Source organism: Enterobacter cloacae complex sp. 370H10 (assembly GCF_050031535.1).
Taxonomy (GTDB): Bacteria; Pseudomonadota; Gammaproteobacteria; order Enterobacterales; family Enterobacteriaceae; genus Enterobacter; species Enterobacter intestinihominis.
Genome location: NZ_JBLGWG010000001.1, coordinates 2,178,243 through 2,196,647, shown reverse-complemented (window position 1 = coordinate 2,196,647; position 18,405 = coordinate 2,178,243). Strand labels below are relative to the sequence as shown.

At 56.1% G+C, this 18,405-nt stretch carries 14 protein-coding genes; 9 read left to right on the top strand and 5 right to left on the bottom strand.

The window, feature by feature from the left end; genetic code table 11:
• Positions 1–3: 3 nt before the first annotated feature.
• A complete protein-coding gene (gene pqqF / locus ACQG2Q_RS10940; RefSeq protein WP_096216879.1) occupies positions 4–2,280 on the top strand; it encodes a pyrroloquinoline quinone biosynthesis protein PqqF in 2,277 nt (758 codons plus the stop codon).
• An 86-nt stretch (positions 2,281–2,366) separates the two neighbouring features.
• Here the strand turns inward: pqqF and ACQG2Q_RS10935 are convergent, their stop codons facing one another.
• A complete protein-coding gene (locus tag ACQG2Q_RS10935) occupies positions 2,367–4,796 on the bottom strand; it encodes a glucose/quinate/shikimate family membrane-bound PQQ-dependent dehydrogenase (RefSeq protein WP_096216878.1) in 2,430 nt (809 codons plus the stop codon).
• 634 nt (positions 4,797–5,430) lie between these two features.
• Between ACQG2Q_RS10935 and ACQG2Q_RS10930 the strand changes: the two genes are divergently transcribed.
• The gene (locus ACQG2Q_RS10930) at positions 5,431–5,631 is read left to right on the top strand and encodes a hypothetical protein (protein ID WP_023299982.1); all 201 of its coding nucleotides are present in this window, start codon (positions 5,431–5,433) and stop codon (positions 5,629–5,631) included.
• Positions 5,632–5,677: 46 nt separating this feature from the next.
• Here ACQG2Q_RS10930 and ACQG2Q_RS10925 read toward each other — a convergent pair whose 3' ends face one another.
• The gene (locus ACQG2Q_RS10925) at positions 5,678–6,544 is read right to left on the bottom strand and encodes an aldo/keto reductase family oxidoreductase (RefSeq protein WP_023299981.1); all 867 of its coding nucleotides are present in this window, start codon (positions 6,542–6,544) and stop codon (positions 5,678–5,680) included.
• A 144-nt stretch (positions 6,545–6,688) separates the two neighbouring features.
• Here ACQG2Q_RS10925 and tcp point away from each other — a divergent pair, with 144 nt between their 5' ends.
• The gene (gene tcp / locus ACQG2Q_RS10920; RefSeq protein ID WP_023299980.1) at positions 6,689–8,347 is read left to right on the top strand and encodes a methyl-accepting chemotaxis citrate transducer; all 1,659 of its coding nucleotides are present in this window, start codon (positions 6,689–6,691) and stop codon (positions 8,345–8,347) included.
• A gap of 9 nt (positions 8,348–8,356) precedes the next feature.
• Here the strand turns inward: tcp and smrA are convergent, their stop codons facing one another.
• On the bottom strand, positions 8,357–8,920 hold the full coding sequence (smrA, locus tag ACQG2Q_RS10915; RefSeq protein ID WP_063849268.1) for a DNA endonuclease SmrA: 564 nt from the start codon (positions 8,918–8,920) through the stop codon (positions 8,357–8,359).
• Positions 8,921–9,270: 350 nt separating this feature from the next.
• Positions 9,271–10,182: a LysR family transcriptional regulator gene (locus ACQG2Q_RS10910; RefSeq protein WP_063849269.1), complete on the bottom strand. Its 912-nt coding sequence runs from the start codon at positions 10,180–10,182 to the stop codon at positions 9,271–9,273.
• A 175-nt stretch (positions 10,183–10,357) separates the two neighbouring features.
• On the opposite strand from ACQG2Q_RS10910, the gene ACQG2Q_RS10905 reads away from it, so the two are divergent.
• The 6 genes from ACQG2Q_RS10905 (at position 10,358) to uspE (ending at position 17,230) form a co-directional block, all read left to right on the top strand.
• Positions 10,358–11,668 (top strand): M20 family metallo-hydrolase, encoded by a 1,311-nt coding sequence (locus ACQG2Q_RS10905; RefSeq protein ID WP_063849270.1) that lies wholly within the window; start codon positions 10,358–10,360, stop codon positions 11,666–11,668.
• A complete protein-coding gene (locus ACQG2Q_RS10900; RefSeq protein WP_063849271.1) occupies positions 11,668–13,113 on the top strand; it encodes a M20 family metallopeptidase in 1,446 nt (481 codons plus the stop codon). The genes ACQG2Q_RS10905 and ACQG2Q_RS10900 overlap by 1 nt, the downstream gene beginning before the upstream one ends.
• 41 nt (positions 13,114–13,154) lie before the next feature.
• Positions 13,155–14,681 (top strand): p-aminobenzoyl-glutamate transporter, encoded by a 1,527-nt coding sequence (abgT, locus tag ACQG2Q_RS10895; protein WP_063849272.1) that lies wholly within the window; start codon positions 13,155–13,157, stop codon positions 14,679–14,681.
• Positions 14,682–14,690: 9 nt separating this feature from the next.
• On the top strand, positions 14,691–15,206 hold the full coding sequence (ogt, locus tag ACQG2Q_RS10890) for a methylated-DNA--[protein]-cysteine S-methyltransferase (protein ID WP_023306088.1): 516 nt from the start codon (positions 14,691–14,693) through the stop codon (positions 15,204–15,206).
• Positions 15,207–15,389: 183 nt separating this feature from the next.
• Positions 15,390–16,142: a fumarate/nitrate reduction transcriptional regulator Fnr gene (gene fnr, locus ACQG2Q_RS10885; RefSeq protein WP_000611906.1), complete on the top strand. Its 753-nt coding sequence runs from the start codon at positions 15,390–15,392 to the stop codon at positions 16,140–16,142.
• A gap of 137 nt (positions 16,143–16,279) precedes the next feature.
• A complete protein-coding gene (gene uspE / locus ACQG2Q_RS10880) occupies positions 16,280–17,230 on the top strand; it encodes a universal stress protein UspE (RefSeq protein WP_003857535.1) in 951 nt (316 codons plus the stop codon).
• Between the two features lie 38 nt (positions 17,231–17,268).
• Here uspE and ACQG2Q_RS10875 read toward each other — a convergent pair whose 3' ends face one another.
• On the bottom strand, positions 17,269–18,381 hold the full coding sequence (locus ACQG2Q_RS10875) for a mechanosensitive ion channel family protein (RefSeq protein ID WP_022647940.1): 1,113 nt from the start codon (positions 18,379–18,381) through the stop codon (positions 17,269–17,271).
• Positions 18,382–18,405 lie beyond the last annotated feature (24 nt).

Below are 18,405 nucleotides of genomic sequence, written 5' to 3'. Positions count from 1 at the left end.
ATAATGACCACCCGCATCGTGGAGCTGGCAGGCGGTTTACGCGCAACGCTGGTGCATCAGTCGCAGGCGACACGCGCGGCGGCGCTGGCGCGCGTGAGTGCCGGAAGCCATCACGAGCCACCGCGCTTCGCCGGTCTTGCGCATTTACTTGAGCACCTGCTGTTCCGCGGTAGCCAGCGCTATCAGGGCGACGATCGACTCATGGCCTGGGTCCAGCGTCAGGGCGGTAGCGTCAATGCCACCACGCTGGCTCGCCACAGCGCATTTTTCTTCGATGTGGCCGCCGATAACCTGTCCGACGGCGTCGCACGACTGCGGGATATGTTGCAGGCGCCGCTGCTTTCATGCGATGACATACAGCGCGAAGTGGCGGTCATTGATGCGGAAAACCGGCTCATCCAGCAGCATGATTCCGCCAGGCGCGAAGCGGCGGCACGCCACGCGATGGAAGAACCCACAGTTTTTCGCCGTTTTCAGGTAGGTAGCCAGGATTCTCTGGGGCAGGACACGGGATCGCTGCAAACCGCGTTGCGCGACTTTCATCGGCGCTATTATGTGGCCGGACACCTGCAATTGTGGCTGCAAGGGCCGCAAACGCTGGATGCGCTGGCCGAGCTTGCCCATACGTTTGCGTCCGGTTTTGCTTCTGGTGGCATGCCTGAAACCGCTCCCCCGTTGCGTCTTAGCGCTGAAGCAGATTTTCAGCTGGCAGTGACGGAGCGACCCGCACTGTGGCGTTGTCCGTTAATTCGAAAAAGTGACAACGTCACCTTATTTCGGGAGTTTTTACTGGACGACGCCCCCGGAAGCCTGATTGCCGGGCTGCGGGAGCGCGGGCTGGCAGAAGATGTCGCCCTGAACTGGCTTTATCAGGATAACGATAACGGCTGGCTGGCGCTAACGGTTGATAGCGAACGACCCGAGGAGGTTGACCCGCATATTACCCACTGGCTACGGGCGCTACAGCAAACGACGGATGAGCAGCAGCGGCATTATTATCGGCTGGCACAGCAACGTTTCAGCGCCCTGCCGACGCTGGAGCAGCTGCGCCAGCGGGCGTTCGGTTTTGCGCCCGGTGCGGCGCCCGTAAGTTTTTCCGCCTTTTGTGCCGATTTACTGGCGGCGCCCACCTCGTATCTGGCCTGCAAAAAAATTGAAACCTCTGAAATTATCGCCAGCCAGGGGTTTGCTCTGCCGCTTAGCCATTGGCGTCGCCAGCCGGTTGCAGATGATAGCCCCATCGCGTTTTCCTTCTACCCGCAGACTGCCAGGTATGTTACGCCAGCCCCGACGTCAGAAGCCGCTCCGCTGCTGCATTTGTCGGCGCAGACACAACCGCCAACGCTGATCCTGCGCAGGCCTTTTTATTCGTGCATGGAACGGGCGCAGGGGGTGGCGATGGGCAAACAGTTACGCCCTCTCCTTGCTGAACTGCGCCATATTGACGGCAGCGGCGAGTGGCAAACGGTTGACGGTAGCTGGCAGCTCACCCTGCGGCTTCCTGACGCCGTGGTGACGGCGGAACACATCATCGGGGCGATAATCGATCGCCTCTCCCACCCCGCCCCGGCTCTTACGCCAGTGCCAGAAGGCATTGCCATCCGTGAGCTGCTTCAGCAATTGCCTGAACGTCTGGCATCGGATCCGCCACGGGACGGCTGGCTGGCGGCGCTAGTTGGCGGCAGCGTCGCGCACGCGCACGGGTTAGCCCGGCAGCTTGGCCTGCTCCGGGCGCCGGTTAACGCTAAGCCGACGCCATTAAGCGGTTGTCCCGGCGGGATCGAACACATTCCGCACGCCAGCGCGGATTCGGCGCTGCTGGTGTTTATTCCCCTGCCGCCGGGCGCGTCGCTCGCCGCGCTGCGGCTGCTGGCATTATGCTGCGAACCGCAATTTTTCCAGCGCCTGCGCGTGGAACAGCAGATTGGCTACGTGGTCAGCTGTCGTTATCAGCGTATTGCCGATCGCGATGGCCTGCTGCTGGCGTTACAGTCGCCTGACCGCTCTCCCGTGAACCTGTTGGGTTGCTGCAAACAATTTTTGCGTGAGCTGACGCTGTGCGATGAGACGGCGTTCAGCGTATTGCGACAGCAGCTGGCGATGCAAATCCGGTCACCGATGAATGCCAGCGCCACGGCAGTAGCCGCCCTGCGCCAGCGCTATGGTTTACCGGTGTTAACGCCGCAGGCTGTTGATGCCCTGCAACATGACGAGATAATCGCACTATGGCGCGAGATGACTCGCCATCGCCGTCGCTGGCGGGTGCTTTTCACGGGCTGACCGGACCCGCCGCTTTCTTCATATCCGTGGTTTTTAGTCAAAAAAAAGCCCCGTACTTCGACGGGGCCAGGTTGCTTATTTCGCTGTTATTTATCCAGCGCGTAGGCAACCACGTAGTCACCACGATCCGGCGACTGGCGTGCACCGCCAGCAGAGATCAGAATGTACTGTTTGCCGGTTTTCGGTGATACATAGCTGATAGGTCCGCCCTGGCTACCCACCGGAAGACGCGCTTTCCACACTTCTTCCCCCGTAGAGGAATCAAAGGCGCGCAGGTAGTAATCCTGGGTTCCCGCAATGAAGACCAGACCGCCCTGCGTGGCCAGCGTACCGCCCAGCGTCGGCATACCGACAGGCATTGGCATACGCATTTTTACCCCAAACGGACCGGTATCCTGTACGGTACCGACCGGCACCTGCCAGACGATTTTCTGCGTTTTCAGGTCAATGGCGGAGAGAGAGCCAAACGGTGGTTTCTGGCACGGAATGCCCAGCGGTGACATGAAACGGTTTTTGTTGACCGAATACGGCGTTCCTTTCATCGGAACGGCGCCCATCCCGGCGTTCACGGCTTCACCACCCGTATTTGCCACCGCGCTCTGCGGATCTTGCTTAATCAGCTGAACCCACAGGCCCAGACGCATGTCATTGACGAAGATATACTGGTTGTTCGGATCGGTGGACAAACTGCCCCAGTTCATTCCCCCCAGCGAGCCCGGGAAGCTCAGGGAAATATCGGTTCCCGGCATCGTGTACAGACCGTCATAACGCATTGATTTGAAGCTGATACGACAGGCCAGCTGGTCAAACGGCGTCGCCCCCCACATATCCGATTCTTTCAGGGTTTCTGCGCCAATCTGCGGCATCCCCACAGAGCGAGGCTGCGTTGCCGGGTACTGTTCACGTGGAATATCCGCTGGTTTTACCGGAACCTCTTTCACTTCAGTGAGCGGTTTACCCGTCAGGCGATCGAGAACGTAAATTTGCCCCGCTTTAGTGCCCACCACCACCGCGGGCTTGTTGCCCTCTTTCGTTGGGAAATCAACCAGGCTCGGCTGCATCGGGATATCGAAATCCCAGAGGTCGTTATGCACGGTCTGGTATACCCACTTCTCTTTCCCGGTAGTCGCATCCAGCGCGAGAATTGAGGTGGCGTATTTGTGATCTTCCGGAATACGGTCAGCGCCCCACAGGTCGACAGAGGAACTTCCCATCGGGATAAACACGGTATTCATCGACGCATCCCAGGACATAGGGGCCCAGGAGTTTGCGGAGCTGCGTTTGTAGTGTTCGCCCGGCTTCAGAACATAGTTCGGATCCGGATTACGCGGATCGAACGCCCAGCGCAGCTGGCCGGTGATCACGTCATAACCACGTATTACGCCGCCCGGCATATCGGTGCTGACGTTATCCGCAACGCGGCCGCCAACCACGACCGTGGTACCCGCCAGCGTCGGGGCCGACGTCAACACATAGGTTGGATCTGACGCGTCGCCCATTCCTTCATGCAGGTTAACGCTGCCGTTAGTACCGAAGTCCGGGCAGAATTTGCCGTTATCGGCGTCTAACGCGATCAGCTTACCGTCAATGGTATTCATCAGGATACGGCGCTGGCATGCCGCGCCCGATGCGACCTGCGCTGGCAGAACCGGTGTGGAGCCGGCTACCGTTGGCTGTGCCAGCGGTTTGGTGGCATCAAAGTACGCCAGGCCACGGCAGCGCATCCAGATGGCAGACTTAGCGTTGATTTCCGCTTTCCAGATCTCTTTCCCGCTATCGGCATCCACGGCGATCACGTTGTTATGCGGCGTACAGAGGAAGACACGATCGCCTACCTGTAGCGGCGTTTGCTGATCTTCTGCGCCATTGCCATCCGGACTTTGCGGAATATCACCGGTATGGTAGGTCCAGACCGGTTTCAGGTTTTTCACGTTGTCACGGGTTATCTGGTCCAGCGCCACAAAGCGACTACCGCCAGCCGTATTACCGTAGTGATCCCAGTTCTGCTGTTTCGCCTCTTCTTTTACCGGCACCAGCGGGCGCTTTTCGCCGCTAAACGGCACGGTCGGATGGGGTTGAAACATCTGAACAAAGGTGACGCCCATGCCGATAATAAGGACCGCGCAGACCGCTATCGCCCCTTTCGTGGAGGACGGTTTTCCTTCACGCTTACGCAATGCAGGCCAGGTGGCTGCTGCCAGCACCATCAGCCCGGCGGGTACCATTAATCGGGAAACCAGGGGCCAGAAGTCGAGTCCGGCATCGAAAAATGCCCAAATCAGGGTGCCAAGAAACACCAGAGCAAACAGCCCTACGGCAGAGGATTTGCGGCGGAAAAACTGAATAGCAGAGAGCAGCGTGAAAACCCCGGCAATGAGAAAGTACCAACTCCCCCCCAGGGAAGCCAGTTTAAAACCGCCGATGGCAAAAAACAGCCCCGTCACAAGAAGTACCACACCCACCAGCAGGCACCACGGGCCTAACCAGCCCAATGGGCGGGGATTATTGTCTGACATAAAAATGAATCTCCTGATTACTTTATATAAAGCAGGGTTTTATTAACTGCCATGATGTTAAAACCCTGCACAACGCTAATTGTTCGTATGCGAAGCATAAATTAAAAAGAGAACGTAGACAAAACCTATTATGTCGGAAGAAATGAAAACCAGCGCAATTGCATGGGTTTAACAGGGTTAAAATAGCGAATATCGCTAACTACGTCACCGATGCTGGAATATATGACCAGCCGTAAGTTGCTTAAAGGATCAATATCAGGATTCCCCCAAGGCCGTTCTTATAGCGTCAGATTTTTACAGCTGAGCCTTCAAACAGAAGATTTAATTAAGCAATAACCATGAATAAGCACAGGGATAAACCTGAGTTCAGTTTCAGGAAGAAATTATCAATAATTTTAGAGCGTCTGGTGCGTTGAACATTCCGTCATTATCAGCACTTAAAATGTGACTTTCCGCATCAAAGCGGACTCACAGCGTGACAATACAAACACTATCAAATCACTTAATGAAGTCTTGAATCGCAGAAAAGCCAAACAGTAATTCACTGCGCTTTCACTACACATTGACTTTACACCAAGACTAGCGCATATTTTACAGCACAAATTAACAAGACAATTTTTGGAGGACGTTTTCTATGCCAGCCCGTGATTATCCCGACAAGCGTGTTGCTCGCGGTGTAGCAAAGGAGGCCGATCTCAGGATGTTAAGTGCGCGCATCGATCCAGCGCTGATGGAGTACATCCGCATTACTGCGTATGAAACACGGAAAAGTAAGCAGGAAATCGTGGCGGAAGCGTTAGCACTTCACCGCCAAAGGAATCAGATTGTGTCATAAACACCTAAAGCCCGAAAAATCCCCCGGGCTTTTGCTGCTGTCTGGATTACTCCACCAGCGTATTTAACGTCTCCAGCGCCTCAGGCGGCAATACCAGATCGGCTGCCGCCAGGTTTTCACGCAGATGCGCCACCGAAGAAGTACCCGGGATCAAGAGGATATTTGGCGAGCGTTGCAGCAGCCATGCCAGCGCCACCTGCATAGGCGTCGCATCCAGTGAATCCGCCACCGCCTGTAGCCCGGAAGATTGCAGTGGCGTGAAACCACCCAGTGGGAAGAACGGCACCCAGGCAATCCCCTGCTGCGCCAGCGAATCTACCAGCGCATCGTCACCGCGATTCACCACGTTGTACATGTTCTGTACGCATACCACGGAAACCATCTTCTGCGCTTCAGCCACCTGCGAAGCGGTGACGTTGCTCAGCCCAATATGGCGAACCAGCCCCTGTTGTTGCAGCTCCGCGAGGGTGCTTAGCGGCGCGGCAATCGAGCCTTCCGCTGGTCCGTGGGCGCTAAACATGATCCGCAGGTTAACCACGTCCAGCACATCTCGCTTCAGGTTGCGCAGGTTGTCATGCACCGCCTGCGTCAGCTCCTGGGCGGAAAACGCCGGCAGCCAGGAGGCGTCCTCGCCGCGTCGGGCTCCGATCTTGGTCACAATCGTAAGGTCATCCCGGTACGGATGAAGCGCCTCGCAGATAAGCTGGTTGGTCACATGGGGGCCGTAAAAATCGCTGGTATCAATGTGATTTACCCCCGACTCTACCGCTTCACGCAACACCGCCAGCGCCGCATTTTTGTCTTTTGGCGGACCAAAAACGCCAGGTCCGGCAAGCTGCATCGCGCCATAGCCAAACCGTTTAACCGTACGCGTTCCGAGCGTGAATGTTCCGCATTTATCTATGCTGCTCATGCTGACCTTCCTCATAAAAATGATCCGGGTTTACAACAGGTTCCGCAACGAAACCATTAGTTAAGCAATAGTAAAATTAAAGTTTAAATTCGCTACGACGATAGTATTGATGTAACCCTGCCTCTTCTATTACGGATGACCGCCATGCTGAAAAATCTGCACGTGATTACCGGTATTATCTTTGCCCTCACCATATTCTGTCTGCTGCAAGTTGTCACGGGAGGGTTGTTCTACTCTGCCGTTAACAACGATCGTCACAACTTTCAGAACTCCGGGTTGCTCAATGCCCAGCAGGAGAGCCTGAGCGACAGTGTGAACACCCTGGTGAAAACGCGCGTTACCGTCACCCGCGTGGCGATCCGCTACCTGAAAAACCAGCGCGACCCGGCCTCTCTCGCGGCAATCAATACGCTGCTGGGCACCGCCAATGGTTCGCTGGCCAAAGCCGAAGACTATTACAAAAACTGGCAGGCGATTCCGCAGGTGAAGGGGCAAAATGCCGCGCTCACCGAAGAGATGCAGAAAGCCTGGAAGAACATGCACGAGGTAATGCGCTTGTCCATTGCGTACTTGCGCGCCGATAACTATCAGGCCTATGGCGACCTGGACGCCCAGCAGGCGCAGGATGAGATGGAGGCGGTCTATACCCGCTGGCGCGCGGAAAACAACGTCCTGCTGAAAGCCGCCGCCGAAGAGAACCAGAACAGCTTTACCCAGATGCAGTGGACGCTGGCAGCGATCTTCCTGACCGTTATCGCCGTGCTGGTGGTGATCTGGCAGGGTTTACAGCACCTGCTCCTGAGACCGCTCAACGCCATCATGAACCATATTCGCACCATCGCGAGCGGCGATCTGACGCAAAACGTCGCGATTACCGGGCGCAACGAAATGGGCCAGCTGGCCGCCGGTCTGCATGAGATGCAACAGTCGCTGGTCAGCACCGTCAGCGCCGTGCGCGGCAGCACAGACTCTATCTACACGGGCGCAGGAGAAATTGCCGCCGGGAGTAACGACCTTTCCGCCCGAACCGAGCAGCAGGCAGCCTCGCTGGAAGAGACCGCCGCCAGCATGGAAGAGCTGACGGCCACGGTGAAACAGAACTCGGATAACGCTCGTCAGGCGACGCTGCTGGCAAAGAATGCGTCTGAAACCGCCGCACGCGGCGGCCAGGTGGTGAATAATGTAGTGCGTACCATGAATGACATTGCCGACAGTTCTCAGCAAATTGCGCATATCACCGGCGTTATCGATAGCATTGCCTTCCAGACCAACATTCTGGCGCTCAACGCGGCGGTTGAAGCCGCCCGTGCTGGCGAACAAGGCCGCGGCTTTGCGGTCGTGGCAGGCGAAGTACGGACGCTGGCCAGCCGCAGTGCGCAGGCGGCAAAAGAGATCAAAGGGCTTATTGAAAACTCCGTCAGCCGGGTGAATACCGGCTCGGAACAGGTCAGCGAGGCGGGTGCGACCATGAAAGAGATCGTCGCGGCCGTGACACGCGTAACCGATATTATGGCTGAAATCTCGTCGGCGTCTGACGAGCAAAGCCGCGGTATTGAACAGGTCAGCCTGGCGGTCTCGCAGATGGACAGCGTAACGCAGCAAAACGCCGCGCTGGTACAGGAGTCGGCAACGGCGGCGGCGGCGCTGGAAGATCAGTCTGAACAGCTGCGCCAGGCCGTGGCGGCTTTCCGGCTGAACATGCAGGAAAACACCGCTCCGCGGCCAAAAAATACAAAAGCACCGCAACTGTTGCGTCCCGCCACGGTCAGTGCCTCAGGTGACACAAACTGGGAGACGTTCTAGGCCTTACTGTTAACGGCTGCGCTTGGCGTGACGTTCCCAGTTTTCCTGTTTCGCCTCATCGGATTTTCGGAGTAAAACATAACATGCCCCGCTGCCGCCGTGATGCGGCAGCGCCACGCAGAAAGCCTGCACGTCCTCGAACTCAGTTAACCAGCGGGCAAGATAACTGCGCACCACGTTCGGGTGCGAATTCTGCTCGCGGCCCTTCCCGTGAATGATAATCAGGTTACGTAAACCGTCGCGGCTGGCCTGGCGAATGAAGGCGTACAGCATCTGGCGGCAGCGTTCGGCGGGCTGACGCAACAGATTTAAGCTGGCCTGTCGGGCGTATTTACCCGAGCGCAGCTTGTCAATAACGCCCTGCTGAACGCCCTCGCGCTGGAACATCAGCGGCTCTTCAAGCGGCAAGAGTTCCAGGAAACCCAGTGTGAGAAAGTTGTCGAGCTGCTCGGTATCGATCTCCTGGCGAACCCGGGTATTACGGCTTTGCTGCCAGTGGATATCGGTGCAGCGTTTCAGGGGCTGGACATCCTCCATGGCGTCAAGAAAAAGTGATTTGTCGTCAGGGTTCATGGAAATCCTCCGGGCACATCGGGGCTTGTACTATACCTGCACCGGGCAGGGGCCTCAATAACCCTTACCGCAAGGGGCAAGATAAATATTAATCTGATGAATATATATAGCTACCATTAAAGTTATTTAAATTTTACTTAACTAAAACTACAGCAGAGTTAAAATAAGTGATTTGCGTTGAAATTTTGTAAAACCAATGACGTGCCGCCTTTCTTTTTTCAGGAAAGATGTTATACCTAAATATACCTGCCTCATGGATATAATACCCAGGATTTGCGAAAGGACGCACTGCTGTGTGTACTGTAGGGTCTGTCTGATGTCGGGCAGGCTCTATTTTTTCTTTGGCAATTTCACGATGAAACTATTTTTCTCGCTTCCCTTCTGAATTGTGTAATTAATGATTCAGCCAGGGGCGTCTGGCGTGCATCACGGCGCTGAATTAAATAATAGGCCGCTCTGGGAAGTGTTTCCACAACCGGCAGCATGACCAGCCGGTGCGCCAGCAGCGGGTCGCAGCCCAGCTCCTGCGGCAGCACGCTCAGGAAGTCACTTTGTGCGACAAGGCTAATACAGGACGAAAAGGTTTCGCAAACGACGCCAATACGCGGTATCTGCGAGCGATGATGAAATATATCCTCAAGCTGCTTATAATAACTTCCCCGCGGCGTTGGCATTGTCCAGTTATAATGAAGAAGTTCATTAATAGAGGTAGCCCCCAACGCCGGATGTCCTTCCCGACAAAATACCGCAAAAGGTTTCTCAAAGAGTTTTTCAAACGTAAATTCGTGATCGTAAGGCCCCTGATAATAGGTGTTGATGGTAAAGTCCAGCTCACCCTGGCGTAATTCATTGATCATTGATACCAGCTGACCTTCCATAATCCGCACCTTGATCTGAGGATGCTGCGCATGAAAACGGGAGATAACGGCGGGCATCAGGCTGCGCGCCACGCTGGCACCCATCCCAATATTGATCTGCCCGGTCAGCTCCCCCTGACGCTGACGGATATCATCCTGCGCTGCGCGAAGCTCTTCCAGAATCAAATTAGCGCGGTGATAAAACCCTTCCCCGCACTCGGTCAGGGCGACACCTTTACTCCGGCGCACAAACAGCTGTGCCGCCATGCCCTCTTCCAGCTCTTTAATGGATTTAGTCAGCGCGGGCTGCGAAAGATTCAGCACCCGGCTGGCTCCGCGAATACTGCCCTGACGCGCCACTTCGACAAAAGCCCGAATTTGATGAAATTTAATCTGAAATGACATAACCCGACCGATAACCGTTGTTTATCAGAGTAAAGAAACTGTCATCTACTTTAATGGAATCGGATGTGCGAGGGTAATTCCTGAACGGTTAAAACTGTGAAAAATCGCTTAGTGATAAGTAAAAACTATCACAGCGTGAAGCAGTTCACATATTTTAATGATGACAGGAAAAGATATGAACGCACTGGCGCAGTACATCCACACATTAGCCCCCCAACTGAGCGCATGGCGTCGCGATTTTCACCATTTCGCGGAATCCGGCTGGGTGGAGTTTCGCACAGCCGCGAAAGTCTCGGAGATCCTGGACTCGCTGGGTTACGAGCTGGCGATGGGTCGCGATGTCGTGGATGCCGAAAGCCGGATGGGGTTGCCCGATGACGCAACCCTGGCGCGGGAATTTGCCCGCGCCCGCGCGCAAGGCGCACCGGAAAAATGGCTCGCGCCGTTCGAAGGCGGGTTCACCGGCATTGTCGCGACCCTGAATACCGGTCGCCCCGGCCCGACCCAGGCCTTTCGCGTGGACATGGATGCGCTTGATCTGAGCGAAGCGCATGACGACAGCCACCGGCCGTACCGCGACGGTTTTGCCTCCTGCAACCCGGGCATGATGCATGCCTGCGCGCACGACGGCCACACCACCATTGGTCTGGGGCTGGCGCAGGTGCTTAAGCAGTATGAAGCCCAGCTCAACGGCACCATCAAACTGATCTTCCAGCCTGCCGAAGAGGGTACGCGCGGCGCCCGCGCTATGGTCGCTGCAGGGGCGCTGGACGACGTGGACTACTTTACCGCCATTCATATTGGAACCGGCGTTCCGGAAGGGACGGTGATCTGCGGCAGCGATAACTTCATGGCGACCACCAAATTTGACGTGCGCTTTACCGGCGTTGCCGCACACGCTGGCGGTAAACCGGAAGAGGGCCGTAACGCCCTGCTCGCGGCGGCCCAGGCCGCTATCGCGCTGCATGGCATCGCGCCACACAGCGAAGGCGCGTCCCGGGTTAACGTCGGAGTCATGCAGGCGGGCAGCGGACGCAACGTGGTTCCGGCTGATGCGTTGCTTAAGGTTGAAACCCGCGGTGAAAGCGAGGCTATTAATCAGTATGTCTTTGAGCGCGCGCAGGCGGTGATTACCGGCGCGGCGGCGCTCTACGGCGTAACAGCCGGGATAAACCTGATGGGGGCGGCGACCTCCAGTGCCCCCACCCCGGCCTGGGTCGATTATCTGCGCGAACAGGCAAGCCAGGTGCCCGGCGTGACTCATGCCATTAATAAGGTCAAAGCGCCTGCGGGCTCCGAAGATGCCACGCTAATGATGGCCCGCGTGCAGCAGAACGGCGGCATGGCCTCGTATATGGTCTTCGGCACCGAACTGAGCGCCGGACATCACAACGAAAAATTCGATTTTGATGAGCAGGTGATGAACGTTGCCATCGAAACACTGGCGCGAACTGCGCTTAATTTCCCGTGGACGCGAGGTGTGTAATGCAGGAGAACTACGCTTTTATCGCTGATGCCATCGACACGCGATGTCAGACGTTTACCGATATTGCCGACGACATCTGGGATCATCCCGAAACGCGCTTTGAAGAGTTCTGGTCCGCCGAACGGCTTGCCAGCGCGCTGGAAGCCGAGGGCTATACCCTGATGCGGGAAGCCGGAGGCATTCCCAACGCCTTTATTGCCAGCTACGGCAGCGGCAAGCCCGTTATCGCCCTTCTGGGCGAATACGACGCCCTGGCCGGGTTGAGCCAGCAGGCGCACTGCGCGACGGCGCAATCCGCCACCCCGGGGGCTAACGGCCATGGCTGCGGGCATAACCTGTTGGGTACTGCTGCCTTTGCCGGTGCGGTGGCGGTGAAAAGCTGGCTGGAACAGCACGGCGGCAGCGGAACGGTACGATTTTACGGCTGCCCCGGCGAGGAAGGCGGCTCAGGTAAAACCTTTATGGTGCGTGAAGGATTATTTGACGATGTGGACGCTGCCGTGACCTGGCATCCGGAAGCCTTTGCCGGGATGTTTAACGTCAGCACGCTGGCCAATATTCAGGCCGCCTGGCGGTTTAAGGGGATCGCCGCCCATGCCGCAAACTCCCCACATCTGGGACGTAGCGCGCTGGATGCCGTGACGTTGATGACCACCGGCACAAACTTCCTCAACGAACACATCATTGAAAAAGCGCGCGTTCATTACGCCATCACCGATACCGGCGGAATTTCGCCTAACGTGGTGCAGGCTCAGGCCGAAGTGCTGTACCTGATCCGCGCTCCGGAGATGGCCGATGCGCAGCAGATCTACGCGCGCATCGAGAAAATCGCCCAGGGCGCGGCGATGATGACCGAAACCACAGTCGAGTGTCGCTTTGATAAAGCCTGCTCCAGCTATCTACCGAACCGTACGCTCGAAGCGGCCATGTACCGCGCATTGCAGCATTACGGCACGCCGGACTGGACGGAAGAAGAACGCGAATTTGCTCGTGAAATCCGCGCCACGCTCACGGCAAACGACCTGCAAAACAGCCTGAAAAACATTGCCGCAACGGGAGCCGAAGAGGGAAAAGCCTTTGCCCGACGCCATCACGAAACGCTACTGGTGGATGAAGTTGCCCCTTACGCCATCACCGATAACGTGCTGGCAGGCTCCACCGACGTGGGGGATGTCAGCTGGAAGATGCCTGTCGCACAGTGCTTTAGCCCCTGTTTTACCGTCGGCACCCCGCTGCATACCTGGCAATTGGTGGCGCAGGGGCGTACCTCTATTGCCCATAAAGGCATGCTGCTGGCCGGAAAAGTGATGGGCGCGACCGCGCTGCATCTGCTTCAGGATGCCGACCTGCTGCGAAAATGTCGGGAAGAATTCGAACAACACATAACACAAAAACCGTACGAGTGTCCGATCCCGCAGGACGTGACACCGTCACCTTTAAAATAAAAAAACACAACACAACACAACAACAGTCCCGAGGAACGCCCATGAGTATGTCTTCCATACCTTCGCATTCCCCATCCGGTAAGCTCTATGGCTGGGTTGAAAGGATCGGCAATAAAGTGCCGCACCCTTTCCTGCTTTTTATCTATTTAATTGTCATCCTGATGGTCGCGACAGCCGTGCTGTCCGCCTTTGATGTGAGCGTGCGCAGCCCGGCCGACGGCAGCATGGTGGCCGTAAAAAATCTGCTCAGCGTGGAGGGGTTGCACTGGTTTTTGCCGAACGTGATTAAAAACTTCAGCGGTTTTGCGCCGCTGGGCGCCATCCTGGCGCTGGTGTTAGGCGCGGGTCTGGCCGAACGTGTGGGTCTGCTGCCCGCGCTGATGGTGAAAATGGCCTCGCACGTCAGCGCGCGTTATGCCAGCTATATGGTGCTGTTTATTGCCTTCTTCAGCCATATCTCGTCCGACGCGGCGCTGGTGATCATGCCGCCGATGGGGGCGCTGATTTTCCTCGCCGTTGGCCGTCATCCTGTTGCGGGCCTGCTGTCGGCGATCGCGGGCGTCGGCTGTGGGTTTACCGCTAACCTGCTTATTGTGACCACCGATGTGCTGCTCTCCGGCATCAGCACGGAGGCAGCCAGCACCATCGATGCGGCCATGCACGTCAGCGTGATCGACAACTGGTACTTTATGGCCAGTTCGGTGATTGTCCTGACGATTGTCGGGGGGCTGATTACCGATAAGATCGTTGAGCCGCGCCTGGGTAAATGGGAAGGCCGGAGCGATGAAAAGCTGGAGACGCTGAGCAAAGAGCAGCAGTTCGGCCTGCGCGTCGCCGGGATCGTCTCGCTGGCGTTCATTGCGGCTGTGGCGCTGTTGGTGGTGCCGGAGAATGGCGTGTTGCGCGATCCGATCAAACACACCGTACTTCCCTCGCCGTTTATTCAGGGTATTGTGCCGCTGATAATTCTCTTCTTCTTCGTCGTTTCGCTCGCCTACGGCATCGCTACCGGTAAAATCCGCCGTCAGGGAGATCTGCCGCACCTGATGATCGAGCCGATGAAGGAGATGGCGGGTTTTATCGTGATGGTGTTCCCGCTGGCGCAGTTTGTGGCCATGTTTAACTGGAGCAACATGGGCAAGTTTATGGCCGTGAGCCTGACGGACGCGCTGGAGGCGGCGGGGTTGAGCGGGGTTCCGGCGTTTGTCGGCCTGGCGCTGCTGTCGTCCCTGCTGTGCATGTTTATTGCCAGCGGGTCGGCCATCTGGTCGATTCTGGCCCCCATCTTTGTCCCCATGTTTATGATGCTCGGCTTTCATCCGGCGTTCGCCCAGATCCTGTTCCGTGTCGCCGATTCTTCGGTGATCCCGCTGGCGCCCGTGTCACCCTTCGTTCCGCTGTTTTTAGGCTTCCTGCAACGCTACAGACCGGAGGCTAAGCTGGGTACCTACTATTCGCTGGTCTTGCCCTATCCGCTTATCTTCTTAGGGGTATGGCTGGTGATGCTGGTGGCGTGGTATCTTGTCGGCCTGCCGATTGGACCGGGTATTTACCCGAGGCTGAACTAAGGAATACTGATGCTGAGATTACTCGAAGACAAGATTGCGACACCGCTGGGGCCGCTGTGGGTTATCGCGGATGAAGCGTTCAATCTTCGCGCTGTTGAGTGGGAAGAGCACAGCGACCGGATGGTTGAGCTGCTCAACATTCATTATCGCGCCGAGGGTTACGAGCGTATTACAGCCCGTAATCCTGGCGGGCTGAGCGATAAACTGGCGGCCTACTTCGAGGGCGATCTCAGCATTATTAATACCCTGCCAACCGCCACGGCGGGTACCCCTTTTCAGCGCGAGGTGTGGCAGGCGCTGCGTAACATTCCCTGCGGGCAGGTGATGCACTACGGTCAGCTGGCAGAGCAGCTTGGCCGTACCGGCGCGGCGCGCGCAGTCGGTGCGGCGAATGGCTCAAATCCCGTCAGCATTGTGGTGCCTTGCCATCGCGTGATCGGGCGCAACGGCACCCTCACGGGCTATGCCGGGGGCGTACAGCGTAAAGAGTGGCTGCTGCGTCACGAAGGGTATTTTCTGCTGTAATTCCCAGGCTTTTTGTGCTTAATTTTCTTCCTGTTAGGCTAATAATCCTTAATCATTCTGTAGAATTTCAAGGAGATGGCAGCTCGCTGCCGTCTCTTGTCTTTATTGGGGGTTTGCCAGACTTACGTCCTTACCAAAAAGATGTTAAAATTGACCAATATCAATTAAGGCTTGAGCAAACCTATGATCCCGGAAAAGCGAATTATACGACGCATTCAGTCTGGCGGTTGTGCTATCCATTGCCAGGATTGCAGCATCAGCCAGCTCTGTATCCCGTTTACTCTGAATGAGCATGAACTCGATCAGCTTGACAATATCATCGAGCGCAAAAAGCCTATTCAGAAAGGGCAGACGCTGTTTAAAGCGGGAGACGAACTGAAATCGCTCTATGCTATCCGTTCTGGCACCATCAAAAGCTACACCATTACCGAACAGGGCGACGAGCAGATCACTGGCTTCCATCTGGCGGGCGATTTAGTCGGCTTTGACGCCATCGGCAGTGGCCATCACCCGAGCTTTGCTCAGGCGCTGGAAACCTCTATGGTTTGTGAAATCCCGTTTGAAACGCTGGACGATCTGTCCGGTAAGATGCCGAACCTGCGTCAGCAGATGATGCGTCTGATGAGCGGTGAGATCAAAGGCGATCAGGATATGATCCTGCTGCTTTCCAAAAAGAATGCCGAAGAGCGTCTGGCCGCCTTTATCTATAACCTCTCCCGCCGTTTCGCGGAACGTGGCTTCTCCCCACGCGAATTCCGTCTGACCATGACGCGTGGCGATATTGGTAACTATCTGGGCCTGACCGTGGAAACCATCAGCCGTCTGCTGGGTCGTTTCCAGAAGAGCGGAATGCTGGCGGTTAAAGGTAAGTACATCACCATTGAAAACGGTGAAGCACTGGCCATTCTGGCGGGTCACTCACGTAACGTGGCATAACTCTCCCGGATATCTTATGCCAGGTCGATAAATTTTCATGATTATTGATCTGGCAAAAACTTCCCCCCTGTTTCATTCAAGATATATAGGTTACTCTTTTACTTACAGACTGTGGTGACAGTAGTAAGGAGACCTGTATGGCAAAGTATCAAAATATGCTGGTGGCTATCGATCCGAATCAGGACGATCAGCCAGCATTACGACGTGCTGTGTATTTACATCAACGGATTGGTGGCAAAATTAAAGCCTTTTTGCCGATTTATGACTTCTCATACGAGATGACCACCCTTCTGTCGCCTGACGAGCGCACCGCTATGCGTCAGGGAGTGATCAGCCAGCGTACCGCGTGGATCCGCGAGCAGGCGAAGTATTATCTGGAAGCGGGCGTACCTATCGATATCAAGGTGGTTTGGCACAACCGTCCTTTTGAAGCCATTATTCAGGAAGTGGTGGCCGGTGGGCATGACCTGCTGCTGAAAATGGCGCACCAGCATGACAAACTGGAATCCGTGATTTTCACCCCGACCGACTGGCACCTGCTGCGCAAATGCCCTTGTCCGGTATGGATGGTGAAAGATCAGCCGTGGCCTGAGGGCGGGAAAGCCGTCGTGGCGGTCAATCTGGCCAGCGAAGAGGATTATCACAATTCGCTGAACGAGAAGCTGGTGAAGGAGACCCTTCAGCTTGCCGACCAGGTTAACCATACCGAAGTCCATCTGGTGGGAGCCTATCCGGTTACGCCAATCAATATCGCCATCGAGCTGCCTGAATTTGACCCGAGCGTGTATAACGATGCGATTCGCGGTCAGCATCTGCTGGCCATGAAAGCGCTGCGCCAGAAATTCAGTATCGATGAGAACATGACCCACGTAGAAAAAGGGTTACCGGAAGAGGTTATTCCGGATCTGGCGGAGCATTTGCAGGCCGGGATTGTGGTGCTGGGCACCATTGGCCGGACCGGTATTTCTGCCGCGTTCCTGGGTAATACCGCCGAGCAGGTGATCGACCATCTTCGCTGCGACCTTCTGGTTATCAAGCCGGATCAGTATCAGACGCCGGTTGAACTGGACGATGAGGAAGACGATTAACCCCAAAATGAAAGCCCGCCGGTAACGGCGGGCTTTTTTTATTGCGCTTCGCTCAACCGTTGCGCCGGTGCCTCGTCGCCAGCATTCATCCAGGGCGCGTGCAGAACCATGCTCGGCAGCGCCAGCTTGATTTCTTGCTGGTTCAGCCCCTCCAGAATACGAATATTGATCTCCTGCTGAATATCCATGTACTTGTTGTAATCAGCCGTATTAACAATATGGACCACCTCGAAGGTCAGGCGATCGCGATCGAAGCCCAGGAAATGGGCGCGGTCAAACTTCGTTTCCCCGACGTCGGTAATGATCTGTTTGACCATATCACCCACTGAACGCAGTTTTTCCGGCGCCGTGTCGCTGGCGACCCCGAAGGTAAAGACGATCCGGCGCGTTTGCATCCGCTTGTAGTTATGCAGCGTCTGTTGCAGCAGGATGGCGTTCCCACAGACAATTTGCTCCCCGCTCAGGCTACGGATACGAGTGGTTTTCAGGCCGATGTGCTCTACCGTCCCGGCGACATCGTTAAACACCACAAAATCGCCGATTTCGAACGGCTTATCAAAACCGATGGAGAGAGATGCAAACACGTCGCTCAGGATCGTTTGCACCGCGAGGGCGATAGCAATACCCCCTACCCCAAGGCTGGCAACCAGAGCAGTGATGTTGACGCCCGCGTTAGCAAGAATAGACAGCAGCATCACTGACCAGACAATGGCACGGAGGATAAGCCCCGTGATCACCAACGTCACCGGGTTTTTATGGCTTCCCGGCGCCAGCATGACGTGACGAAGCCACGACACCACCCCCTGATCCATCCACAGCGCCACCTGGATAGCGAAGACCAGGAACCAGGCGTGGCTCACGGTACCAAAGAGATGATCCGGTAAGTCGACGAAACGCAGGCTGAACAGCAGCGCCACGACAAAAAGCAGGAAGCGGCTGGTGCGGTTAAGCATATCCGTCAGGATAAAACGCATCCGGTTGGTGGTGGGATGCTTGTCGCCCCAGGTGGTGATCCCTTTCTTAACAAAGGCGATCAGGCGCGTCAGCAGCCAGTACACCAGCAGAGTTACAAAGACTACCGTGGCGACGCCAATCCAGAATGATGGCGTCATCATCAGCGCGATGATGTCAAAGCGGGACAGAAATTGCATTACACCTCCTCGTATTACACAAAG